The sequence below is a fragment of the Pseudomonas sp. WS 5051 genome (assembly GCF_012985715.1).
GTDB classification, from domain to species: domain Bacteria; phylum Pseudomonadota; class Gammaproteobacteria; order Pseudomonadales; family Pseudomonadaceae; genus Aquipseudomonas; species Aquipseudomonas bubulae.
The window spans coordinates 41,927-63,923 of record NZ_JAAQWV010000017.1 but is presented as its reverse complement, the minus strand read 5'-3'; the positions used below and the strand labels follow the sequence as shown (position 1 = coordinate 63,923).

Genomic DNA, 21,997 nt, shown 5'->3' with positions numbered 1-21,997 from the left:
TGATGAAACCGCTGCCGATGCGCCTGGGCGATCTATCGGTCGGGTTCGTTCAGTCCCTGGCCGACGCCGTGCGCAGTTGCGGCCACGACCCGGCCCCCCTGCTCGACCAGTTCGGCCTTGACCCGGCCCGTCTGGCCCAGCCTCTGGCACGCCTGTCGATCCCGCGCTATATGCGCCTGGGCCACGCCGCAATTATGCTGACCGGCGAGCCGGCACTGGGCCTGCGTATGGGCCAACTCAGCCGTCTGGGCCAGGTGGGCCTGGCCGGCGTCACCGCAGCCCAGGCACCCACAGTGCGCGAAGCGGCCCGCACCCTGATACGTTTCGAACCCTTGTACGGCTCCAACTACCGCGGGCAGTCAAGCCTGCACGAAGACGCCCAGGGTGCCTGGCTGCGGTTTTACTCCATCAGCCCGTACAACGCCTATAACCGCTTTGTGGTGGACTCGATCATTGCCGGCTGGTTGCAGCACCTGTCCGCGGTTGCAGCCCGGCCCTTGAGCTGCGAGCAGATCGATATCGAATTCAGCGAACCGGATTACGCCCAATGCTACAACGGGCTGGGCAGCTCGACCCTGCAGTTTCGTGCAGAAACCAACCAGCTGCGCCTCAATCACGCCACCCTCGACCTGCGCAACCCGCAGCACTGCCCCAGCACCTGGGCCTACCTGCTGCAACTGTGTGAGCGCGAACTGGAGCAAATGACCCGCACCCGCAGCCTGCGCGAGCGCATTACGCAACTGCTGGGGCCTTTGCTCAATGGCGGTCGCGAACCCGACCTGGAGGAAGTGGCGGCACGCCTCAAGCTGCCGACCTGGACCTTGCGCCGCAAGCTGGCCGAAGAAGGCACGCAATTTCGCGCCATTCTCAACGACACACGCCGCGACCTCGCCATGACCTATATCCGTGATACGGAGCTGGCCTTCGGCGAAATCGCTTATTTGTTGGGGTTTGCCTCAGCCGAGGCGTTTCAGCGGGCCTTCAAGCGCTGGAATGCGCAGACGCCGGGAGAATACCGACGGCGTCAGCGCCAGACTGCCTGATGCTGCACCGGGCTCAAAGCTCGGTCGCATCGTCGGCAGGTTCCAGCGGGTCCAGTTCAAAAGCCTGGTATTCAAGCAGCTCTTCCTGATAGTCGTCCATACAGCATCCCTTTTCAGTCTGTTTGTTTAAGTCATGCCTGAGCATAAAGTGCCCGCATGAAGGAAAAATGACACCTTCGCGGGCACTGTCAATACTCATCGTTAAACGTAGCAGAGCTTTTGAGATTTACTGCACAGTTATTGAACGGGGGAAGGCTCTACGGCGGCAGGTAGGGGGGTGATGGCAGGCTCGGTCACAGGCTCGACCACAGGCGTGACTGGCGCCACCACTGCAGGTACCGTTACCGGGGCCTCCAGCACAGGTAGAACAGGTTCGGCTGCGGCCGGGGGCAGCAGCACAGGCTCGCTGGCAGGCGCCACAACTGGATCGGGCACAATAACCGGCTGGGGTGCAGGCACAATCACTTCAGTCGGCACTGGCGCAGGCTCTGGCACGCCCAGATCAGGCTTGGCTTTTTGCGGCGCCTTTACCGCTTTCACGACTTCCTTGGGCTTGGGCAGGAAGACTTCGACCAGGCCAAAAAAACGGTCATAGAACTGCGCCGAAGACACCGTCTCGCTGGCGACTTTGACCATCGAATCATCGGTTGAACCAATCGGCATCGACACCGAACCCAGCACACCGACACCCAGACTGGCAGAGTTGTTGACTTTCTTCAGGGCGTAACGGTCCTGCAGCGCATTGGCAAACATGGTGGCGTGATGCTCAGAACCGCCATCGTCGGCACACACAATGTTGAAGCTGATCTCCAGATGGCTTTCGCCGGTTTGCTGGAAGCTCTTGTGGCCGCTGATCATTTTCGGGTCATTGCTGGTGATGATATAGCCCTGGCTGAGCAAGGCGCGCCGCGCTGATTCGCAGGCTGTCTTGTCGGTCACCGGGTAATTGCGCGAGAACGTACCGGAGTCATCGAAGTTTTCATGTTCATAGATGGCAGTTTTCTTCGACGAGCAACCTGCCAGGCCAGTCAGCACGAGAGCGACTACCACGGCACGCACGGGGAATGACATAAGCATTGAAAATCCTGAAGAGAACGGTACGGGGCGTATTGTGCATCAAGTGGTGATAATCGCGGGCAGTTTGTCGCGTCTGATCGTGGATCGCGGCCTGAAACCGCATTCGACCCCACTGTGGGAGCGAGCCTGCTCGCGAAGGCGCCAAGAGCTTCGCGGTTATCCGGCAAGTCCGGCATCTTCGCGAGCAGGCTCGCTCCCACAATGGCTGGGTCCGTACAAAATCCCGGGCACAAAAAAAGCGACCCTGGGGTCGCTTTTTTTGTAGCTTCAGGGAGTTCAAGGGCCCTGAAGCAAATATGGCGCAGCGGACGGGACTCGAACCCGCGACCCCCGGCGTGACAGGCCGGTATTCTAACCGACTGAACTACCGCTGCGTATCGCTCGGACTTGCGTCCGTTTGAAACTTTTAAAACCTGTGACTGAAGAGCTTCGGTGCTTTTCAATCGCAAACCAGGCGAACCTGATTTGTACAAATATGGCGCAGCGGACGGGACTCGAACCCGCGACCCCCGGCGTGACAGGCCGGTATTCTAACCGACTGAACTACCGCTGCGCGTCGGTGGCAGCTCCTTTCGGAACGACCTTTCTCTTGCGAGAATCTCAAGAAGTGGTGGGTGATGACGGGATCGAACCGCCGACCCTCTGCTTGTAAGGCAGATGCTCTCCCAGCTGAGCTAATCACCCTTTGCTTCGTTGAGGCCGCGAAATTTACGCACCTATCGAAGCTAAGTCAAGGACAAGATTGGTTTTTTTCAAAACAAGCAAAAATAGTGGCCTGGCCTTAATCGCCATAGATCATCTTCTTGCTCATGCCGCCATCCACCACAAACTCCTGACCCGTGACAAAACCGGAGTTGCGCGACAACAACCAGGCAACCATCGCGGCAACATCCTCCACAACCCCTGCCCTGCCAGCAGGGTGCTGAGCGTGATCGGCGTCCGTCAACGGTGCTGCACGCCTTACAGATGGATCACGGGCGTCGATCCAGCCCGGGCTTACAGCATTGACCCTGATTTGCGGGCCAAGGCTGATGGCCAGCGCATGGGTCAATGCCAGCAACCCGCCCTTGCTTGCCACGTAAGCCTCGGTATCTGGCTCCGACTGGCGGGCACGGGTGGAAGCCAGGTTGACGATCGCCCCGCAATGGGCACGCAGATACGGCGCACAATGCTTGGCCAGCAACATCGGCCCGGTGAGATTGACCGCCAGCACGCGGTTCCAGTGCTCCAGGTCGAGGTTTTCCAGGGGCGTGTTGTGCGGGTCCGCAATCGCGGCATTGCACACCAGCCCGTCCAGCCGTCCGAACTGCCCCAGCACTTGCGCGACACACTGGATGACATCGTCTTCAACCGACACATCCATGCGCACAAACCAGGCACTGTCGCCCAGCGCCTTGGCCACTTTTGTGCCCCGGGCGCGGTCAATGTCGCTGAGCACCACTTGCCAGCCTTCACTGACCAGCCAGGCTGCAATGCCCAGGCCAATGCCCCGCGCAGCACCGGTGACCAGTGCTACACGGCCATTGCCGCTTACCGGCGCCTCGAGCATCCAGTCGGTCACAGCGCGGCCAGGCCTCGTGCGAGGTCGGCTTGCAGGTCACTGACATCTTCCAGGCCTACGGCGATGCGGATCAGGCTGTCACGAATACCGGCCGCTTCACGCTCTTGCGGTGCCAGGCGACCATGGGAAGTGGTCGCCGGATGAGTAATCGTGGTTTTGCTGTCACCCAGGTTGGCAGTGATCGAGATCAGACGTGTCGCGTCGATAAAGCGCCACGCGCCTTCTTTGCCGCCCTTGACCTCAAAACTGACCACGGCACCAAAGCCGCGCTGCTGGCGCTGGGCCAATTCGTACTGTGGATGGCTCTTGAGACCGGCGTAGTGAACCTTCTCTACGCCATCCTGCTGCTCCAGCCACTCGGCCAGGGCCTGGGCACTGGCGCAGTGAGCGCGCATGCGCAGGTTGAGGGTCTCCAGACCCTTGAGGAAGATCCACGCGTTGAACGGGCTCAGAGTCGGCCCGGCGGTACGCAGGAAACCGACGATTTCTTTCATCAGCTCGCCACGACCGGCAACCACGCCGCCCATGCAACGGCCCTGACCATCGATAAACTTGGTTGCCGAATGCACCACGATGTCTGCGCCCAGCTTCAGCGGCTGCTGCAGGGCGGGCGTGCAGAAACAGTTGTCGACTACCAGCAAGGCACCCTTGGCATGGGCGACTTCAGCCAGCGCGGCAATATCGACCAGCTCGGCCAGCGGGTTGGACGGCGACTCGACAAACAGCAGTTTGGTGTTGGGCTTGATCGCCGCGTCCCAACCAGCCAGTTCGGCCAACGGTACGTAATCGACCTGCACGCCAAAGCGCTTGAAGTACTTCTCAAACAGGCTGATGGTCGAACCGAACACACTGCGCGAGACCAGGATATGGTCGCCGGCGCTGCACAGGCTCATCACCACCGACAGAATGGCTGCCATGCCCGTCGCCGTGGCTACAGCCTGCTCGGCACCTTCAAGGGCGGCGATGCGCTCTTCGAAAGCACGAACGGTGGGGTTGGTGTAACGCGAATAAACATTGCCTGCCACCTCGCCCGAGAACCGCGCTGCCGCGTCTGCCGCCGTGCGGAACACATAGCTGGAGGTCAGGAACATTGCATCACCGTGCTCACCTTCCGGCGTACGGTGCTGGCCAGCACGCACCGCCAGGGTGTCGAACGCTACGCCCTCAAGGTCGCTGTCCAGCCGACCCGCATCCCAATCCTGACTCATGCTGCCCACTCCTTGCTCTACTTTGTATTGGATAAACGCAAACCGGCCCATCAGGGCCGGTTTGGTGAACACTTAGTTGTTGTACAAGCCTATCGTCGCACCGACGCCCTGGGCAATCACCTTGGAAGCATCGTTGCGCGCACGCTCGATACGTTCCAGGTAGTTGTCGTCAATATCGCCGGTGACGTACTTGCCGTCAAACACTGCACAGTCGAACGCATCGATCTTGATCTTGCCGCCACCGACCGCTTCGATCAGATCAGGCAGATCCTGATAGATCAACCAGTCAGCGCCGATCAGCTCAGCCACTTCCTGAGTGCTGCGGTTGTGGGCGATCAGTTCGTGAGCGCTTGGCATGTCGATGCCATACACGTTCGGGTAACGAACCGCCGGGGCCGCCGAGCAGAAGTAAACGTTCTTGGCGCCGGCTTCGCGGGCCATCTGAATGATCTGCTTGCAGGTGGTACCGCGCACGATCGAGTCATCCACCAGCATCACGTTCTTGCCGCGGAACTCGAGTTCGATGGCGTTGAGCTTCTGGCGCACGGATTTTTTACGTGCAGCCTGGCCCGGCATGATGAAGGTACGACCGATGTAACGGTTTTTCACGAAGCCTTCGCGGAACTTGACGCCCAGATGGTTGGCCAGTTCCAGTGCAGCGCAGCGGCTGGTGTCCGGAATCGGGATCACCACGTCGATATCGTGCTCAGGACGCTCACGCAGGATCTTCTCGGCGAGTTTCTCGCCCATGCGCAGACGGGCCTTGTACACCGACACGCCGTCGATGATCGAGTCCGGGCGCGCCAGATACACGTGTTCGAAGATGCACGGGGTCAGTTTCGGGTTTACCGCGCACTGACGGGTGTGCAGCTTGCCGTCTTCAGTGATGTAAACCGCTTCACCCGGCGCCAGATCGCGGATCAGGGTAAAGCCCAGTACATCCAGGGAAACGCTCTCGGAGGCGATCATGTACTCGACGCCTTCGTCGGTATGACGCTGACCGAAGACAATCGGACGAATGCCGTTCGGGTCGCGGAAACCGACGATGCCATAACCGGTGATCATCGCAACCACGGCGTAACCGCCACGGCAACGGTTGTGCACGTCAGTCACGGCAGCAAACACGTCTTCTTCAGTCGGCTGTAATTTGCCGCGCTGCGCCAGTTCGTGAGCGAAAACGTTAAGCAACACTTCCGAATCGGAGTTGGTGTTGACGTGACGCAAATCAGATTCGTAAATCTCCTTGGCCAGCTGTTCAACGTTGGTCAGGTTGCCGTTATGCGCCAGGGTGATGCCATACGGCGAGTTGACATAAAACGGCTGAGCTTCAGCTGAAGTCGAGCTGCCCGCGGTTGGGTAGCGCACGTGACCAATGCCCACGTTGCCGACCAGGCGCTGCATATGACGCTGATGAAAGACGTCACGAACCAGCCCGTTGTCCTTGCGCAGAAATAACCGGCCATTATGGCTGGTCACAATACCGGCAGCATCCTGGCCGCGGTGCTGGAGGACGGTTAGCGCGTCATACAGCGCCTGATTGACGTTCGACTTACCGACGATACCGACGATGCCACACATGCGACGCAACCCCTACTTAATGGATCTGAACTGAACACCACTCACTTGGGCTGGGTAGCCGGCAAGAGATGCTCCTTGAACGGAATGTCAGCGGGTACGCTGATTCCGCTGGCCAGCCACTGACTGCTCCACCCCAGAATGAGGTTTTTGGACCAGTCGGCAACCAATAGAAATTGTGGCACGAGCCGTGACTCCTGCCACCATGAGTCCTGCTGTACCGGCCCCAGGCTCAACAGCCCGACCGCAGTGACCACCAGCAATGCGCCACGCGCAGCGCCGAAAGCCATGCCGAGAAAACGATCGGTCCCGGACAGGCCGGTGACGCGAATCAGTTCGCCGATAAGAAAATTGATCATTGCGCCTACCAGCAAGGTGGCCACAAACATGATGGTGCACCCTGCGATAACGCGGGCGGAAGGTGTTTCGATGTATCCGGAGAGGTATTGCGACAACGAACCGCCGAACATCCAGGCAACGACCCCGGCAATGATCCAGGTGCACAGCGACAATGCTTCTTTTACGAAGCCGCGCTTCAAGCTGATCAAAGCGGAGATGGCGATGATTGCAACGATCGCCCAGTCAACCCAGGTAAATGGCACAGTTCAGCCTACGGATAGAAGAGGCGGCGCATTTTAGCAGAGCGCCGCCGCTCAGGTAAGGCGATTTATCCGTGCTTGTGCAATCAGATTGAACCTTTTTACGCTGTCAGCCACGTTCAGGCTGGAAGCGCACCACAAAACCCTTGAGGTTTTGCTGCTTGCCAAGCAAATCGCGCAGGCGATCGGCCTCTGCACGCTCCAGCAATGGGCCGACAAAAACCCGGTTCATCCCGCCGGAAGATCGCACATAAGCGTTATAGCCTTGATTGCGAAGGGTTTTTTGCAGGTTATCAGCACTGGCCCGATTGGACAGGCTCACCAGTTGCACCGACCAGCTGATTGGCAAGCCATTGGGGTCGACACGCTTTTGCGTGGTGTCCAGCTTGGCCGGTGCCTGGGCAACGGTTTGCGCCGGCGTGACAGCCGGAGGCTTGGGCGCAGCCACTGCAGGCTTTGCCACGACCGGTGCGACCGGGGCTGGTGCCTGCTGCTCGACAACCGGCTGCTCAACCGGAGCCGGTTCCTCAGGGATCACCTGAGGCTCAGGCACGGCAACCGGCTCGACCTTGACCTGCGGCATTACCGGCATCTCAGGGGCGCTCGGTGCATCCACCTCAATCTGACGCAGTTCGTCCTGTCGGGAGAACAGCATCGGCAGAAAAATAACCGCCAGCGCCACCAGCACCAGGGCACCCACCATCCTTTGTTTGTACGCCTTATCCAGCAAAGCCATTTGCAGCCTCCTGCGTGGCACGCCGCTCCAACCACTCGAGCGCTTCGGCAACACAATAAAATGATCCGAACAACAGGATTTCGTCGTCAGTCGTGGCCCGTTCGCACTGCGCCTCAAGCGCTTGCTCCACGCTGGCATAAGCCGAAACAGCCGCCCCAAAACCCTGCAGCGCGGCCTCGACTTCAGCGCCCGGGCGCGTGCGCGGGGTATCCAGCGGCGCAACAGCCCAATGCGCGACCGAACCCGTCAGTTGTGACACTACGCCATCCAGGTCCTTGTCGGCCAGCAAACCGAACACCGCCAGGCGCTTGCCTGCCACCGGCCGCTGCGCCAGACGCCGCGCCAGATACTCGGCGGCATGGGGGTTGTGCCCTACATCCAGCAGTATATGCAAGGGCTTGCCCTTCCAGCTGAACTGGCGACGATCCAGGCGCCCCGTGATGCGAGTACCTGCCAGCGCCGCGACAATGCGCTCCGGCTGCCAGGGCAGACCGGTCAACCCGTAGGCCTGCACGGCCAGCGCCGCGTTTTCCATCGGCAGATCCAGCAGCGGAATATCGCGCAGCTCGATCAATTGCCCCTGGGCATCCTGACCACGCCAATGCCAGACCTGGTCAGCACTGGCCAGATCAAAGTCACGACCACGCAGAAACAGCGGGCAACCCAGCTCCTCGGCCTTGTCGAGCAATGTATGCGGCGGGTTCAGGTCGCCACACAGGGCCGGCTTGCCGGCACGGAAAATCCCGGCCTTTTCAAAGCCCACGGATTCGCGGGTGTTGCCCAGATACTCAATATGATCGACACCGATACTGGTCACCAGCGCCAGGTCGGCATCCACCAGATTGACCGCATCCAGGCGCCCGCCCAGGCCGACTTCCAGCACCACGGCATCCAGCTGGGCACGCTCGAACAACCAGAAGGCTGCCAGCGTACCCATTTCAAAATATGTAAGGGATGTCTCGCCGCGCCCTGCATCCAGGGCCGCAAAGGCCTCGCAAAGCAGCTCGTCCGAAACTTCAACACCCTCAATTTGTACGCGCTCGTTATAGCGCAGCAGGTGGGGCGAACTGTAAACCCCCACCTTGAACCCTTGCGCCTGCAGCAACGAAGCCACAAACGCACAGGTCGAGCCCTTGCCATTGGTACCCGTCACCGTCACCACCCGAGGCGCAGGCTTTTGCAGCCCCAAGCGGTTCGTTACCTCGCGTGCGCGATCCAGCCCCATATCGATGGCCGATGGATGCAACTGCTCAAGATAGGCGAGCCACTCGCCAAGGGTGCGCTGGGTCATAGGTTCGCAGGTGCCGGCGGAACAACGATGGTTTCAACAGGCGCGGCCACGAACACCGGAGTCGGCAAGCCCATCATTTGCGCCAGCAGGTTGCCCAGGCGCGGACGCAGCTCCTGACGTGCAACGATCAGGTCGATGGCGCCGTGCTCCAGCAGGAACTCGCTGCGCTGGAAACCTTCCGGCAGTTTTTCGCGAACGGTCTGCTCGATAACACGCGGACCGGCAAAACCGATCAGCGCCTTAGGCTCAGCCACGATCACGTCACCCAGCATCGCCAGGCTGGCCGAAACACCGCCGTATACCGGGTCGGTCAGTACCGAGATGAAAGGGATGCCTTCTTCACGCAGACGCGCCAGTACCGCCGAGGTCTTGGCCATTTGCATCAGGGAGATCAGGGCTTCCTGCATCCGCGCACCGCCCGAGGCTGCGAAGCAGATCATCGGGCAGCGGTATTCAAGGGCGTAATTGGCCGCACGCACGAAGCGCTCGCCAACAATGGCACCCATAGAGCCACCCATGAAGGAGAACTCGAAGGCCGATACCACCACCGGCATGCCCAGCAAGGTACCGCTCATGGAGATCAGGGCGTCTTTTTCGCCGGTCTGCTTTTGCGCGCCGACCAGACGGTCCTTGTACTTCTTGCTGTCACGGAACTTGAGACGGTCAACCGGCTCCAGGTCTGCACCCAGTTCGGCACGGCCGTCGGCGTCCAGGAAGATATCAATGCGGGCGCGGGCGCCGATACGCATGTGGTGATTGCATTTCGGGCAAACGTCCAGGGTCTTTTCCAGCTCCGGACGATAAAGCACAGCGTCGCAGGACGGGCATTTGTGCCACAGGCCTTCAGGTACCGAGCTCTTTTTGACCTCGGAACGCATGATCGAAGGAATCAGCTTGTCTACCAACCAGTTGCTCATGCTTTCTTTCTCCAGTACCGGTGGCCAGAACAGTTCAGTTCAGGCCCCGTGTATGCCCTTGAGCTAAATTAATCAGGTGTGTGGCGATAATTGCCGGAACCGCGGTCCGCACTCGGCAAACCAGCAAAACCCTGCAACCCTCAGCCTTACCGACAGCACGCACCAGAGCGGCCGCCACTTAAATTTCTGCCCGTCTTCTCACCGGGCCCGCCTGCTTCGCAGAGCGGTATTGATGGACGGCGGCAGAGTGCCAGCCGTCACATCCGCTTCAGTTTGCCGTGCGCACTGCCCGCATAAAGGCACGAATCCTGTCGTGATCCTTGATGCCCTTGCTCTTTTCAACGCCGCCACTGACATCCACGGCGTAGGGCTGCACCCGGGCGATGGCGTCTGCAACGTTGTCGGGCGTCAGGCCGCCGGCCAGGATAATCGGCTTGTGCAAACCCTGAGGTATCAGAGACCAGTCAAATGCCTGACCAGTTCCACCCGGTACACCTTCAACATAGGCATCGAGCAAAATACCGCTGGCCCCTGCATAGGCCTTGCAGGCACCGGCGATGTCATCACCGGCCTTGACCCGCAACGCCTTGATATAAGGACGGTGATAGCCTTCGCACTGCTCCGGGGTTTCATCGCCATGAAACTGCAGCAGATCCAGCGGCACGGCATCCAGGGTTTCGTTCAGCTCACAGGCGCTGGCATTGACGAACAACCCCACCGAAGTCACGAAAGGCGGCAAGGCGGCAATAATGGCCCGCGCCTGCGCGGCCGTGACTGACCGCGGGCTCTTGGCGTAGAACACGAAGCCTATGGCGTCAGCCCCGGCCTCGACCGCAGCCAGTGCATCTTCTATGCGGGTAATACCGCAGATCTTGCTGCGAACAACGGACATCTCGATAACACCCCGAACGCGAAAGCCCCGGATGGTAACAAATGCTTATCCGGGCGTCAGCCGTCCAGGCCGCTAAAACCGGTCAAGAAATGTGGACCAATGTAACGTTCCGGCAACTGGAACTCGTCGCGGTATTCAACTTGCACCAGATACAGGCCGTAGGGATGGGCCGTCACACCGCCCGAGCGCCGCTCGCGGCTCTCCAGCACTTCCTTGATCCACTCCACCGGCCGCTCGCCCGTACCGATAGTCATCAGCACCCCGGCGATATTGCGCACCATATGGTGCAGAAAGGCACTGGCACGAATATCCAGCACAATCATGTTGCCGTGACGGCTCACGCGCAGATGGTGCATTTCCTTGATCGGGGATTTGGCCTGGCACTGTCCGGCGCGAAAGGCACTGAAATCATGCACGCCCAACAGGTGTCGAGCTGCCTCGGCCATACGCTCGACATCCAGCGGGCGGTGGTTCCAGGTGATTTCCTGATTCAGATGGGCCGGCCGGATCTGATCGTTGTAGATCACATAGCGGTAGCGCCGGGCGATGGCCTTGAAGCGGGCATGGAAGTGCGCGGGCATGACCTGGGCCCAGGTGACGCTGATGTCATGGGGCAAATTGATATTGGCGCCCATGACCCAGGCTTTCAGGGAGCGCTCGGCCCGGGTGTCAAAATGCACCACCTGCCCGCAGGCATGCACACCGGCATCCGTACGCCCGGCGCACATCAGGGAGACCGGTGAGGCGGCCACTTTGGACAGGGCGTTTTCCAGGGTTTCCTGAACGGTCAGCACACCATTGGCCTGGCGCTGCCAGCCGCTGTAGCGCGAACCTTTGTATTCCACCCCAAGGGCGATTCGGTAAAAACCTTCCGCGGCCATTTCAGCGGCCGGGTTATCTATATTTGCCAAGGACTTGCAGCCTGCTCATAAACGCAAAGGCGGCCATTATAGGGCGCACCCGGCAAGACGCCATGAAACATTTCACCGGAACGTCAGACAAACCAGGCTTCGTAGCAGCTGCCGAAGGACATTTCAACTGTGGGAGCGAGCCTGCTCGCGAAGGTCGTTCGCGAGCAGGCTCGCTCCCACAGGGAGGGTTGACCGGCAACAGAGTATCTAAAGGAGTTTCACTCAGGTCAGGCGTGCCATCATTTCCAGGGCTTCGGCCTGCTGCTGTGGATTACCCTCCTCCATGACCTCGGTCAGAATATCCCGCGCACCTTCGTCGTCACCCATATCGATATAGGCCTGGGCCAGATCGAGTTTGGTGGCCGTTTCATCGGCGCCAGAGAGGAAGTCGAATTCCGGCTCATCATCGGCAAAGGGCTGTTCCAGCGATGATTGCTCAAGGCTTTGCGACAGGCGATGCAACTCGGCATTGACCTTGTCGAGCTCAAGGGCAAAGCTGTCCGCCGCCACAGCGGGTGGAGCGCTTTCTTCAGCCAGGGACAGGTCAAAGTCCGCCGGCAGGTCCAGATCAAAGTCCGACGCCTCTTCGTGAGCTGCCTGAACCTGAGCCTGCTGTTCAAGCACCGCTTCGAAACTGTCTGCCGCCGGCTTGTCGAGCCCTGCAGGTTCTGGCGTCACCACCGCAGGGGAAGCCGCTTCCAGTTCATCAAGGCTCAGATCAAAATCGTGATCGAACGCTGCAGGTGCAGGTGCAGCAGGCTCCGGCTGCGGTTCGACCTCGCGATCGTCGCGCATCATGTCCTGGACAAATTGCGCTTGCAGCTGGGTGGCCACCGCTGCGGTAGCAATGCCGGCCGCTGCCGCCACCGCCATGCCAGGATAACGATTTTTGAGCTGCTCGACCTGAGCGTGATTCTTGCCATTGGCTACCAGTTGGCGCTCTTGAGCGATAAAAGCGTCACGATCACCCAGTTCGGCGTAAACCCGCATCAACTCAAGACGCAAATCACTGCGCTGGGGCTCCCGATCGATCGCAGCCTTGAGCAATACAACGGCCTCGCTCAACTGACGCTGCTCAATCAACCGCTCGGCCTGATCCAGCACATCAGCCGCAGGCTTGGCCAGGGTAACCGGCGCGACCACCGGAGCTACTGCCTCCACGACCGGTGCAGGTGCAGGTGCAGGTGCAGGTGCAGGTGCAGGTGCAGGTGCAGGTGCAGGATCGATACTGCGCGACGGCGTTTCAAGCCCCTCAAAACTGCTTTGCGGCAGATCCAGATCGGCTGCAAACCCGGACTCATTTTCAAGATCCCGAGCCATTCGCGCATGTTTTTGCGCTTCTTGCAGCGCCTTGCGCCGACGCACGAGCAACAACAGCAAGAGCAGCAACAAGACCGCCCCGCCGCCGACAAGCCCCAGTAATAGCGGGCTGTTCAGCAGGTCCTGAATGTTTCGCTCATGGCCTTGCGTCGCCCCGGTGTCTTCAGGACTTGGTGCCACTGCAGTGGCCGGCGCACCTTCGATTGCCGGCGCAATATCGGCTTCAGGCGCATCCGCGGCCTGCACGCCGGCCAACGCAACTGCCGGGTCGACAGGCGCACCTTTGCCGGCCTCCAGCCTGGCCAGTTGATCGTTCTTCAATTCAATCAAACGCTGCAGCTTGTCCAACTGGCTTTGCAGGTCTTTCATCCGGTCTTGCAGCTCGGCATTTTCACGACGGCTGCTGTCCAGACCTTCCTGAGTCATCGCCAGCTGGTCAGCCAGTTTTTTCGCATCCCCGGCAGCACCCTTGCCTGCCTGAGCGGAAACCAGACTCAAGGCATCCTGATGCACAGCCTTGGCGGCAGGCGCCGGCACAGGCTTGCGACCGGTTGCATCGAGTTGCTGGGCCAAGGGTACGGTGCGACGGCCACTGCGCCAGTCGGCATTTTGCGACGCCACTTCGTTGATGGCCCTGGCCTGGGGCAATTGCACACTTTGCGAGGCATCTGGCAGGCGCAGTACCTGGCCGGTTTTAAGCCGGTTGATATTGCCGTTGATAAACGCATCAGGGTTCAGGGCCTGAATTGCCAGCATGGTCTGCTGCACCGAGCCGCCGTTGCGCGCCTTGGCGGCGATCTCCCACAGTGTGTCACGGGACGTGGTGGTGTACTGCACGGGCGCGGCAGGCGCAGACGTTGATGCCGCCGACGCGGCCTGCGGCGAGAACCGGGCGGGATCGAGCAACACGCTGTAGTCGCGCATCAAGCGGCCGTTGGGCCACATCACCTGCACCAGGAAGTTCACAAAAGGTTCGGACAGCGGCTGGCTGGAGGTGACGCGCAATACGCTCTTGCCATCGGCGTTGATGATCGGGGTAAAGCGCAAATCATCCAGAAACGCCGGGCGCGGAACTCCTGCCTTGCTGAACTCCTGTTCGGGGGCAAGGCTTGGCACCACTTGCGCAGCAGTCAGGTCCTTGACATCGAGCAGCTCGATTTCTGCCAGCAGCGGCTGGTTCTGCGCCGACTTGAGCGTCAGCTCCCCAAGCTCAAGCGCCTGCGCCATACCGGATGACAGCGCCGAAGCGGCAGCGATTGCCAACACCAATTTGCGAACCTGAACCATAGCCTCTTCCTTATTGGTACAGGCCTCGTCCCACGAGACCTGTATAGCAGCCAAGTATCTTTTACAGTTGGTCTTTTATCAACAACTCAGCCAACTGCACGGCGTTCAATGCGCCACCCTTGCGTACGTTATCTGACGTCAGCCACAGATTAAGTTCAGATGTGTCGTCCACACCGTGACGCACTCGACCGACATACACCACATCCTGACCTACGGCATCGCCAACAGCAGTCGGGTAGTCACCGGCTTCCACCAGCTCGATACCCTCACCTGCCTCGAGGGCGGCATTGACTTCAACCAGATCCACCGGCCCGGCCAGTTGCAGGGACACGCTGAAGCTGTCGCCAAAAAATACCGGCACTTGCACACTGCTGGCCGATACCTTCAGCGTAGGCATAGCCAGAACTTCGCGCAGCTCATTGACCAAACGTTTTTCCAGCGGCACATGGCCCTGTGCGTCCGGCGTGCCGACCTGGGCCAGGACGTTGAAGGCCATCTGACGATCAAAGAAGCTGGTTTCCAGCGGATGCAGGTTCAGCAGCGCGGTGGTTTGGCGTGCCAGCTCCGAGACCGCTTCACGGCCTTGAGCGGAAACTGCCATGCAGGCCGTCACATTGACCCGCTGAATTTCCAGCACTCTTAGCAAAGGCGCCAGCACCACGGCCAGTGCGGTGGCCGAAGGACTCGGGCTGCTGACTTGCAGTGGTTTTTTCAAGGTTGCCAGCACCTGCGCGTTGGCTTCAGGTACCACCTGCGGCGCCTGTGCAGAAGGCAGCGCGCCGGACAGGTCGACCACCATGCTGCCGGCTGCACTGGCCTTGGCAGCAAAACTCAAGGTCACGGCAGGGCCTGCGGCAAAGAATGCCAGCTGTACGCTGCTGAAATCGAACGTGTCGACATCGCGCACCCTGACGTTTTTACCGCGAAAAGGCACCGAATGCCCGTCAGATTCACTGCTGGCCAGCAAGTGCAACTTGCCAACCGGAAAATCACGCTCTTCGAGCATTTGTACGATGGTTTCGCCGACAGTGCCGGTGGCGCCAACGACGGCGATATCAAAGGACTGGTTCATGTATCTACCTCAGGCGAAACGTGGGGAGCGGCACTGTACCGGGCACAACCCCGACAGGCAACGCGCCCGGCCTATTTGATGGATGATGACAATTCGTAGCAGCTGATCATCCAATAAAAAGCCCGCGCCTCTTGCGAGACGCGGGCTTGAACCTGCCGGTGGCGAATTAACGCTCCAGCAAAATCCGCAGCATGCGGCGCAGCGGTTCTGCCGCGCCCCACAGCAACTGGTCGCCCACGGTAAAGGCACCGAGGAACTGCGAACCCATGTTCAGCTTGCGCAGACGGCCCACCGGTACATTCAGGGTGCCGGTAACCTTGGTCGGGCTCAGTTCCTGGATGCTGGCTTCACGCTGGTTTGGCACCAGCTTGACCCAGGGGTTGTGCTGGCTGATCAAACCTTCGATATCGGCGATAGGCACATCTTTGTTCAGCTTGATGGTCAAGGCCTGGCTGTGGCAACGCATCGCACCGATACGTACGCAGATACCGTCCACCGGAACCGGGTTCTTGAAGCGACCCAGGATCTTGTTGGTTTCTGCCTGCGCTTTCCACTCTTCACGGCTTTGACCGTTCGGCAGCTCTTTGTCGATCCACGGGATCAGGCTGCCGGCCAATGGCACACCGAAGTTTTCGGTCGGGTAGGCATCGCTGCGCATGGCCTCGGCCACACGACGGTCGATATCCAGAATCGCGCTGGCCGGGTCGGCCAGTTGATCGGCGACCGCCGCATGAGTGGTGCCCATCTGCTTGATCAGCTCGCGCATGTTCTGCGCACCGGCGCCCGAGGCCGCCTGGTAGGTCATGGCGCTCATCCACTCTACCAGACCGGCTTCGAACAGACCGCCCAGACCCATCAGCATCAGGCTGACAGTGCAGTTGCCGCCGATATAGTTTTTGGTGCCGGCATCCAGCTGCTGGTCGATGACCTTGCGGTTGACCGGGTCCAGAATAATGACCGCATCATCCTGCATGCGCAGGGTCGACGCTGCATCGATCCAGTAACCTTGCCAGCCCGCCTCACGCAGCTTGGGGAACACCTCGCTGGTGTAGTCGCCGCCCTGGCAGGTCAGGATTACATCGAGGGTTTTCAGCTCTTCAATGTTGTAAGCATCCTTGAGCGGGGCAATATCCTTGCCCACGGACGGACCTTGTCCACCGACATTGGAAGTGGTGAAAAACACCGGTTCGATCAGATCGAAATCCTGCTCTTCCAGCATCCGCTGCATGAGCACGGAACCAACCATACCGCGCCAACCGACCAGACCTACACGTTTCATCGCAACTACACCTTTAACAAAAAGTGGGGTCGTTACTTCCACCAACAGGAAGTAACGGGCCCGAGAGATTACAGATTCTGCAGCGCCGCGACTACTGCATTGCCCATTTCCTGTGTTCCGACCCGGGTGCAACCCGTCGACCAGATATCACCGGTACGCAAACCCTGGTCCAGAACCAGGCTTACGGCCTGCTCAATGGCATCGGCAGCAGCGGTCTGGTTGAAGCTGTAACGCAGCATCATCGACACCGACAAAATGGTCGCCAGCGGGTTGGCAATGCCCTGCCCCGCGATGTCCGGCGCCGAACCGTGGCAAGGCTCGTACATGCCCTTGTTGTGGGTGTCCAGGGATGCCGATGGCAGCATGCCGATAGAGCCGGTGAGCATCGAAGCCTGGTCGGACAGGATGTCACCGAACATGTTTTCGGTGACGATCACGTCAAATTGCTTGGGTGCGCGCACCAGTTGCATGGCCGCGTTGTCGACGTACATATGGCTCAGCTCGACGTCCGGGTAGTCCTTGGCCACTTGCTCGACCACTTCACGCCACAGCTGGCTGGACCCCAGCACGTTGGCCTTGTCCACCGAGCAGAGCTTTTTGCCACGCACGCGGGCCATGTCGAAACCGACGCGGGCAATGCGGCGGATTTCGCTTTCGCTGTACGGCAGGGTGTCATAAGCCTGACGCTCACCGTTTTCCAGCTCGCGGGTGCCACGGGGGGCGCCGAAGTAGATACCACCGGTCAATTCGCGAACGATGAGGATATCCAGTCCGGAAACGATTTCCGGCTTGAGGCTCGATGCATCAGCCAGTTGCGGGTACAGGATTGCCGGGCGCAGGTTGCCGAACAGGCCCAGTTGCGCACGGATTTTCAGCAGGCCGCGCTCGGGGCGAATGTCGCGCTCGATCTTGTCCCATTTCGGGCCACCCACGGCGCCCAGCAAGACAGCGTCGGCCGCACGGGCGCGCTCAAGGGTCTCGTCGGCCAACGGTACGCCATGCTTGTCGATGGCTGCGCCGCCGATCAGGTCGTGGGTCAGCTCCAGGCCCAGGTTGAACTTGTCACTGGCCAGCTCCAGCACCTTGACCGCTTCGGCCATGATTTCCGGACCAATACCGTCGCCAGGGAGAATCAGAATCTGCTTGCTCATGGGTTCCTCTTTCTTGTCTGTTGATGCCCCCGCAGGCGCACCCGGAAATATTCAGGTTACTTCTCGGCCCACAGCACCAGCACATCGGTGCTGAACGAACCATCGGCTTCAATTTCAAAATAATCGCGTACTTCGGCGCCCATCGACTGCTGCAACTGGCGGATGGCCGCGCTCATAACCTGTGGCGTACGCATGCGCTCGATCCAGGAGCTGAACTCTAAACGCAAACGCTGACGCTGTGTGCTGCGCACGTGCAAACCGGCTTCGCTGACCTGACGCAGCCATTCGGCGCTCGAATAGTCGCGCACATGGCTGGTGTCGCGCAGCACTTCGACACTTTGCAGGTAGGTGTCGAATAACGGGCTGCCGGGTGAGATCACATCGATAAATGCCGCTACGCCACCCGGCTTGAGCACCCGGCGCACTTCGCGCAGGGCAACGCCCAGATCGCTCCAGTGATGGGCCGAGTAACGGCTGAGCACATAGTCGAACTCGCCATCGGCAAACGGCAAACGCTCTGCCGCGCCGCAAACGGTGCTGATATTGCCCAGCCCGCGATCGCTGGCGGCAGCACTGACCACATCGAGCATTTGTTGCGACAGGTCGTATGCCACCACGTCCTTGACCAGTGCAGCCACATGAAAGCTTACATGGCCCGCGCCACACCCCAGGTCCAGCACCCGCGCTTCAACTTTACCCGCCAGCTCGGCCTTGAGCAGACCGAACTCGGTGCCTTGCGCATGCACGGCGCTGCTCAGATAGGCCGACGCCTGTTCGCCGAACTGCCTTTGTACGACCTGGGTGTGCTGGGCGGTACTGGTCATTAAAACTTCCTTTTAGCGTCAAGACTTGGGTTGTCCACACTGCCGTCATCGCGGGCAAGCCCGCTCCCACATTTGAAATGCATTCCCCTGTGGGTGCCGGGCTTGCCCGCAAAGAGGCCATTCAAGCGTCGCGAAACAACCACGGCTGGCTCGCACGGTGCTTGCTTTCAAACGCGGCAATTGCATCGCCGTCCTGCAAGGTCAGGCCGATATCGTCCAGGCCGTTGAGCAGGCAATGCTTGCGAAACGCATCGATTTCAAAGCCCAGCACCTTGCCATCCGGGCGGGTCACGGTTTGCGCCTCGAGGTCGATCTTGAGCTGGTAACCCGGCTCGGCTTCAACCTGGGCAAACAGCTCATCGACTTCGGCGTCGCTCAGGATGATCGGTAACAAACCGTTCTTGAAGCTGTTATTGAAGAAAATATCGGCGTAGCTCGGCGCGATGATGCTGCGAAAACCGTACTCTTCCAGCGCCCACGGCGCGTGCTCACGGCTGGAGCCGCAACCGAAGTTTTCCCGGGCCAGCAACACACTGGCGCCCTGGTAACGCTCGGCGTTAAGCACAAAATCCTTGTTCAGCGGGCGTTTGGAGTTGTCCTGGTAGGGCTGACCCACATCCAGATAACGCCACTCGTCAAACAGGTTAGGGCCAAAGCCGGTACGCTTGATCGACTTCAGGAATTGCTTGGGAATGATCTGGTCGGTATCGACGTTGGCACGATCCAAAGGCGCGACCAAACCGGTGTGCTGAGTAAAAGCCTTCATGCTGCGCTCCCCTGGATCAATTCACGGACATCAATAAAACGACCATTCACGGCGGCGGCAGCGGCCATGGCCGGGCTGACCAGGTGAGTACGGCCACCGGCGCCCTGACGGCCTTCAAAGTTGCGGTTGGAGGTCGAGGCACAATGCTCGCCCGACTCAAGGCGGTCCGGGTTCATCGCCAGGCACATCGAACAACCCGGCTCACGCCATTCAAAACCGGCCTCGATAAAGATCTTGTCCAGACCTTCAGCCTCGGCCTGGGCTTTAACCAGACCCGAGCCCGGCACCACAATCGCCTGTTTGATGGTGGACGCCACCTTGCGCCCCTTGGCAATTACTGCCGCAGCACGCAAGTCTTCGATCCGCGAGTTGGTGCACGAGCCGATAAATACGCGATCGAGCTGGATATCGGTGATCGCCTGGTTGGCGGTCAGGCCCATGTACTTCAATGCACGTTCGATCGAGCCACGCTTGACCAGGTCGGTTTCCTGTGCCGGATCCGGCACGTTCTGATCAACCGCCAGAACCATCTCGGGCGAAGTGCCCCAGCTGACTTGCGGCTTGATCTGCGTAGCGTCCAGTTCAACCACGGTGTCGAACTGCGCATCGCTGTCGGACACCAGGTCTTTCCAGGCTTCGACCGCCAGGTCCCATTCAGCGCCTTTAGGCGAAAACGGACGGCCCTTTACATAATCGACAGTTTTCTGATCGGCGGCCACCAGGCCTACACGGGCACCGGCTTCGATGGACATATTGCAGATGGTCATGCGGCCTTCGACGGACAAGTCACGAATCGCGCTGCCGGCGAATTCGATGGCATGACCATTGCCGCCCGCGGTGCCGATCTTGCCGATCACGGCCAGTACGATGTCCTTGGCGGTTACGCCGAACGGCAATTGCCCTTCGACCGACACCAGCATGTTCTTCATTTTTTTGGCGACAAGGCACTGGGTGGCGAGCACATGCTCGACCTCGGAAGTGCCGATACCGTGGGCCAATGCACCGAAGGCGCCGTGAGTCGAGGTGTGCGAGTCACCGCAGACCACGGTCATGCCCGGCAAGGTCGCGCCCTGCTCCGGGCCGATCACATGGACGATACCCTGACGCACGTCGTTCATCTTGAATTCGGTAATGCCGTATTCGTCACAGTTGTCATCCAGGGTTTGCACCTGCAGACGGGAAACCTGATCGGCAATCGCTTCGATCCCGCCTTTACGCTCCGGCGTGGTCGGTACGTTGTGGTCCGGGGTGGCGATGTTGGCATCGATACGCCAAGGCTTGCGCCCGGCCAGCCGCAGGCCTTCAAAGGCTTGCGGCGAGGTCACTTCGTGAATGATGTGACGGTCGATGTAGATCAGCGCCGAGCCATCGTCACGCTGCTTGACCAAATGCGAATCCCAGAGCTTGTCGTAGAGCGTTTTGCCGGCCATCAGACGGTTTCCTCATCAGCTACTTTTCTGTGCCAATAACCACTTGGCTTGTGAGGTCGATCCTATGGGGTTACAGTGAATAACTCAAATTCATAATTTTTATGCTTTGGATAACAAACAGGAATTCGAATAGATGGATCTCGCGAATCTCAATGCGTTTATTGCAATTGCTGAAACCGGCAGTTTTTCCGGGGCCGCCGAACGGCTGTTCCTGACCCAGCCAGCCATCAGCAAACGCATTGCCAGCATCGAGCAGCAACTCAAGCTCAGGCTGTTCGACCGGCTGGGCCGTGAGGTCAGCCTGACCGAAGCCGGCCGGGCCTTGCTGCCGCGCGCTTACCAGATCCTCAACGTACTGGATGACACGCGCCGGGCACTCAACAACCTCAATGGCGAAGTCAGCGGGCGCCTGACTCTGGCTACCAGCCATCATATCGGTCTGCACCGCCTGCCACCTTTACTGCGCGAGTTCACCCGCACTTACCCCAAGGTCGCGCTGGATATTCAGTTTCTCGATTCCGAAGTGGCCTACGACGAGATTCTGCATGGTCGCGCAGAACTGGCTGTGATCACCCTGGCGCCGGAGCCCCATTCGCTGATTCGCGCGGTACCGGTCTGGGATGACCCGCTGGATTTCGTGGTGGCCCCGGAGCACCGCCTGACCCGGCAAAAAGCCGTAAGCATGGCCGATATTGCACGCCATCCAGCGGTGTTTCCCGGCGGCAATACCTTTACCCATCATATTGTCCATCGCCTGTTTGAAGCCCAGGGCCTGACGCCCAACATCGCCATGAGCACCAATTACCTGGAGACCATCAAGATGATGGTCTCCATCGGCCTGGCCTGGAGCGTGTTGCCGCGCACCATGCTGGATGAGCAGGTGGCATCGATTGCCCTGCCCGGCATCCAGCTGACCCGCCAGCTGGGGTATATCCTGCATACCGAACGCACCTTGTCCAATGCGGCCCATGCCTTTATGACCCTGCTCGATGCCCAGGTAGATGCCCTGCCCGCACAAACGGACGACGCCCAAACCGTACACCGGTGAAATAATCCCG

General features: G+C 59.9%; 20 protein-coding genes and 3 tRNA genes. 2 read left to right on the top strand and 21 right to left on the bottom strand.

Annotation, left to right across the window (positions count from 1 at the left end):
• Positions 1–2: 2 nt before the first annotated feature.
• Complete coding sequence (locus HBN79_RS20605) at positions 3–1,043, top strand: AraC family transcriptional regulator (protein WP_095019774.1); 1,041 nt, start codon at positions 3–5, stop codon at positions 1,041–1,043.
• 13 nt (positions 1,044–1,056) lie between these two features.
• Here the strand turns inward: HBN79_RS20605 and HBN79_RS20600 are convergent, their stop codons facing one another.
• The 21 genes from HBN79_RS20600 to leuC form a co-directional block, all read right to left on the bottom strand.
• Positions 1,057–1,242: a hypothetical protein gene (locus HBN79_RS20600; protein ID WP_130871641.1), complete on the bottom strand. Its 186-nt coding sequence runs from the start codon at positions 1,240–1,242 to the stop codon at positions 1,057–1,059.
• A 38-nt stretch (positions 1,243–1,280) separates the two neighbouring features.
• Positions 1,281–2,120: a DUF2242 domain-containing protein gene (locus tag HBN79_RS20595; protein ID WP_153381136.1), complete on the bottom strand. Its 840-nt coding sequence runs from the start codon at positions 2,118–2,120 to the stop codon at positions 1,281–1,283.
• 297 nt (positions 2,121–2,417) lie between these two features.
• Positions 2,418–2,494, bottom strand: a tRNA-Asp gene (locus HBN79_RS20590).
• A gap of 102 nt (positions 2,495–2,596) precedes the next feature.
• A tRNA-Asp gene (locus HBN79_RS20585) sits at positions 2,597–2,673 on the bottom strand.
• A gap of 55 nt (positions 2,674–2,728) precedes the next feature.
• A tRNA-Val gene (locus tag HBN79_RS20580) sits at positions 2,729–2,804 on the bottom strand.
• A gap of 97 nt (positions 2,805–2,901) precedes the next feature.
• Positions 2,902–3,681 carry an SDR family oxidoreductase gene (locus tag HBN79_RS20575; RefSeq protein ID WP_095021364.1) on the bottom strand — a complete coding sequence of 260 codons (780 nt, stop codon included), beginning with the start codon at positions 3,679–3,681 and terminating at the stop codon, positions 2,902–2,904.
• Complete coding sequence (locus HBN79_RS20570; RefSeq protein ID WP_153381299.1) at positions 3,678–4,889, bottom strand: O-succinylhomoserine sulfhydrylase; 1,212 nt, start codon at positions 4,887–4,889, stop codon at positions 3,678–3,680. Before HBN79_RS20570 ends, HBN79_RS20575 begins: the two co-directional genes overlap by 4 nt.
• Positions 4,890–4,961: 72 nt before the next feature.
• Positions 4,962–6,467, bottom strand: coding sequence for an amidophosphoribosyltransferase (gene purF, locus HBN79_RS20565; RefSeq protein WP_095028331.1), 1,506 nt, complete (start codon positions 6,465–6,467; stop codon positions 4,962–4,964).
• Between the two features lie 41 nt (positions 6,468–6,508).
• The gene (locus HBN79_RS20560) at positions 6,509–7,066 is read right to left on the bottom strand and encodes a CvpA family protein (protein WP_095002443.1); all 558 of its coding nucleotides are present in this window, start codon (positions 7,064–7,066) and stop codon (positions 6,509–6,511) included.
• Between the two features lie 106 nt (positions 7,067–7,172).
• The gene (locus HBN79_RS20555; protein WP_095002442.1) at positions 7,173–7,799 is read right to left on the bottom strand and encodes an SPOR domain-containing protein; all 627 of its coding nucleotides are present in this window, start codon (positions 7,797–7,799) and stop codon (positions 7,173–7,175) included.
• On the bottom strand, positions 7,783–9,090 hold the full coding sequence (gene folC / locus HBN79_RS20550) for a bifunctional tetrahydrofolate synthase/dihydrofolate synthase (protein ID WP_095039388.1): 1,308 nt from the start codon (positions 9,088–9,090) through the stop codon (positions 7,783–7,785). The genes HBN79_RS20555 and folC overlap by 17 nt, the downstream gene beginning before the upstream one ends.
• Entirely contained in the window at positions 9,087–10,007 is a 921-nt protein-coding gene (accD, locus tag HBN79_RS20545; RefSeq protein WP_169917124.1) for an acetyl-CoA carboxylase, carboxyltransferase subunit beta, read from the bottom strand. Before accD ends, folC begins: the two co-directional genes overlap by 4 nt.
• A 268-nt stretch (positions 10,008–10,275) precedes the next feature.
• Positions 10,276–10,899, bottom strand: coding sequence for a phosphoribosylanthranilate isomerase (locus tag HBN79_RS20540; protein ID WP_095021363.1), 624 nt, complete (start codon positions 10,897–10,899; stop codon positions 10,276–10,278).
• Between the two features lie 56 nt (positions 10,900–10,955).
• Positions 10,956–11,810, bottom strand: a complete 855-nt coding sequence (gene truA / locus HBN79_RS20535) for a tRNA pseudouridine(38-40) synthase TruA (protein WP_169917123.1) — start codon at positions 11,808–11,810, stop codon at positions 10,956–10,958.
• A gap of 222 nt (positions 11,811–12,032) precedes the next feature.
• A complete protein-coding gene (locus HBN79_RS20530; protein WP_169917122.1) occupies positions 12,033–14,417 on the bottom strand; it encodes a FimV/HubP family polar landmark protein in 2,385 nt (794 codons plus the stop codon).
• Positions 14,418–14,478: 61 nt separating this feature from the next.
• Positions 14,479–15,489 (bottom strand): aspartate-semialdehyde dehydrogenase, encoded by a 1,011-nt coding sequence (locus HBN79_RS20525; RefSeq protein ID WP_095018882.1) that lies wholly within the window; start codon positions 15,487–15,489, stop codon positions 14,479–14,481.
• 166 nt (positions 15,490–15,655) lie between these two features.
• The gene (asd, locus tag HBN79_RS20520; protein ID WP_095002435.1) at positions 15,656–16,768 is read right to left on the bottom strand and encodes an aspartate-semialdehyde dehydrogenase; all 1,113 of its coding nucleotides are present in this window, start codon (positions 16,766–16,768) and stop codon (positions 15,656–15,658) included.
• A gap of 68 nt (positions 16,769–16,836) precedes the next feature.
• Positions 16,837–17,919, bottom strand: coding sequence for a 3-isopropylmalate dehydrogenase (leuB, locus tag HBN79_RS20515; RefSeq protein WP_169917121.1), 1,083 nt, complete (start codon positions 17,917–17,919; stop codon positions 16,837–16,839).
• A gap of 56 nt (positions 17,920–17,975) precedes the next feature.
• Complete coding sequence (locus HBN79_RS20510) at positions 17,976–18,743, bottom strand: class I SAM-dependent methyltransferase (protein WP_095002433.1); 768 nt, start codon at positions 18,741–18,743, stop codon at positions 17,976–17,978.
• A gap of 121 nt (positions 18,744–18,864) precedes the next feature.
• Positions 18,865–19,509 (bottom strand): 3-isopropylmalate dehydratase small subunit, encoded by a 645-nt coding sequence (leuD, locus tag HBN79_RS20505; RefSeq protein ID WP_095002432.1) that lies wholly within the window; start codon positions 19,507–19,509, stop codon positions 18,865–18,867.
• The gene (gene leuC, locus HBN79_RS20500) at positions 19,506–20,939 is read right to left on the bottom strand and encodes a 3-isopropylmalate dehydratase large subunit (RefSeq protein ID WP_095021360.1); all 1,434 of its coding nucleotides are present in this window, start codon (positions 20,937–20,939) and stop codon (positions 19,506–19,508) included. Before leuC ends, leuD begins: the two co-directional genes overlap by 4 nt.
• 133 nt (positions 20,940–21,072) lie before the next feature.
• Between leuC and HBN79_RS20495 the strand changes: the two genes are divergently transcribed.
• A complete protein-coding gene (locus HBN79_RS20495) occupies positions 21,073–21,987 on the top strand; it encodes a LysR family transcriptional regulator (protein WP_095002430.1) in 915 nt (304 codons plus the stop codon).
• Positions 21,988–21,997 lie beyond the last annotated feature (10 nt).

What these genes read in the sequence shown, in the direction of transcription:
- HBN79_RS20605 (WP_095019774.1), top strand. Translation starts at nt 3, where the DNA reads ATGAAACCGCTGCCGATGCGCCTGGGCGATCTATCGGTCGGGTTCGTT.
- HBN79_RS20600 (WP_130871641.1), bottom strand. Translation starts at nt 1,242, where the DNA reads ATGAGTATTGACAGTGCCCGCGAAGGTGTCATTTTTCCTTCATGCGGG.
- HBN79_RS20595 (WP_153381136.1), bottom strand. Translation starts at nt 2,120, where the DNA reads ATGCTTATGTCATTCCCCGTGCGTGCCGTGGTAGTCGCTCTCGTGCTG.
- HBN79_RS20570 (WP_153381299.1), bottom strand. Translation starts at nt 4,889, where the DNA reads ATGAGTCAGGATTGGGATGCGGGTCGGCTGGACAGCGACCTTGAGGGC.
- purF (WP_095028331.1), bottom strand. Translation starts at nt 6,467, where the DNA reads ATGTGTGGCATCGTCGGTATCGTCGGTAAGTCGAACGTCAATCAGGCG.
- HBN79_RS20555 (WP_095002442.1), bottom strand. Translation starts at nt 7,799, where the DNA reads ATGGCTTTGCTGGATAAGGCGTACAAACAAAGGATGGTGGGTGCCCTG.
- folC (WP_095039388.1), bottom strand. Translation starts at nt 9,090, where the DNA reads ATGACCCAGCGCACCCTTGGCGAGTGGCTCGCCTATCTTGAGCAGTTG.
- accD (WP_169917124.1), bottom strand. Translation starts at nt 10,007, where the DNA reads ATGAGCAACTGGTTGGTAGACAAGCTGATTCCTTCGATCATGCGTTCC.
- HBN79_RS20540 (WP_095021363.1), bottom strand. Translation starts at nt 10,899, where the DNA reads ATGTCCGTTGTTCGCAGCAAGATCTGCGGTATTACCCGCATAGAAGAT.
- HBN79_RS20530 (WP_169917122.1), bottom strand. Translation starts at nt 14,417, where the DNA reads ATGGTTCAGGTTCGCAAATTGGTGTTGGCAATCGCTGCCGCTTCGGCG.
- HBN79_RS20525 (WP_095018882.1), bottom strand. Translation starts at nt 15,489, where the DNA reads ATGAACCAGTCCTTTGATATCGCCGTCGTTGGCGCCACCGGCACTGTC.
- asd (WP_095002435.1), bottom strand. Translation starts at nt 16,768, where the DNA reads ATGAAACGTGTAGGTCTGGTCGGTTGGCGCGGTATGGTTGGTTCCGTG.
- leuB (WP_169917121.1), bottom strand. Translation starts at nt 17,919, where the DNA reads ATGAGCAAGCAGATTCTGATTCTCCCTGGCGACGGTATTGGTCCGGAA.
- HBN79_RS20510 (WP_095002433.1), bottom strand. Translation starts at nt 18,743, where the DNA reads ATGACCAGTACCGCCCAGCACACCCAGGTCGTACAAAGGCAGTTCGGC.
- leuD (WP_095002432.1), bottom strand. Translation starts at nt 19,509, where the DNA reads ATGAAGGCTTTTACTCAGCACACCGGTTTGGTCGCGCCTTTGGATCGT.
- leuC (WP_095021360.1), bottom strand. Translation starts at nt 20,939, where the DNA reads ATGGCCGGCAAAACGCTCTACGACAAGCTCTGGGATTCGCATTTGGTC.
- HBN79_RS20495 (WP_095002430.1), top strand. Translation starts at nt 21,073, where the DNA reads ATGGATCTCGCGAATCTCAATGCGTTTATTGCAATTGCTGAAACCGGC.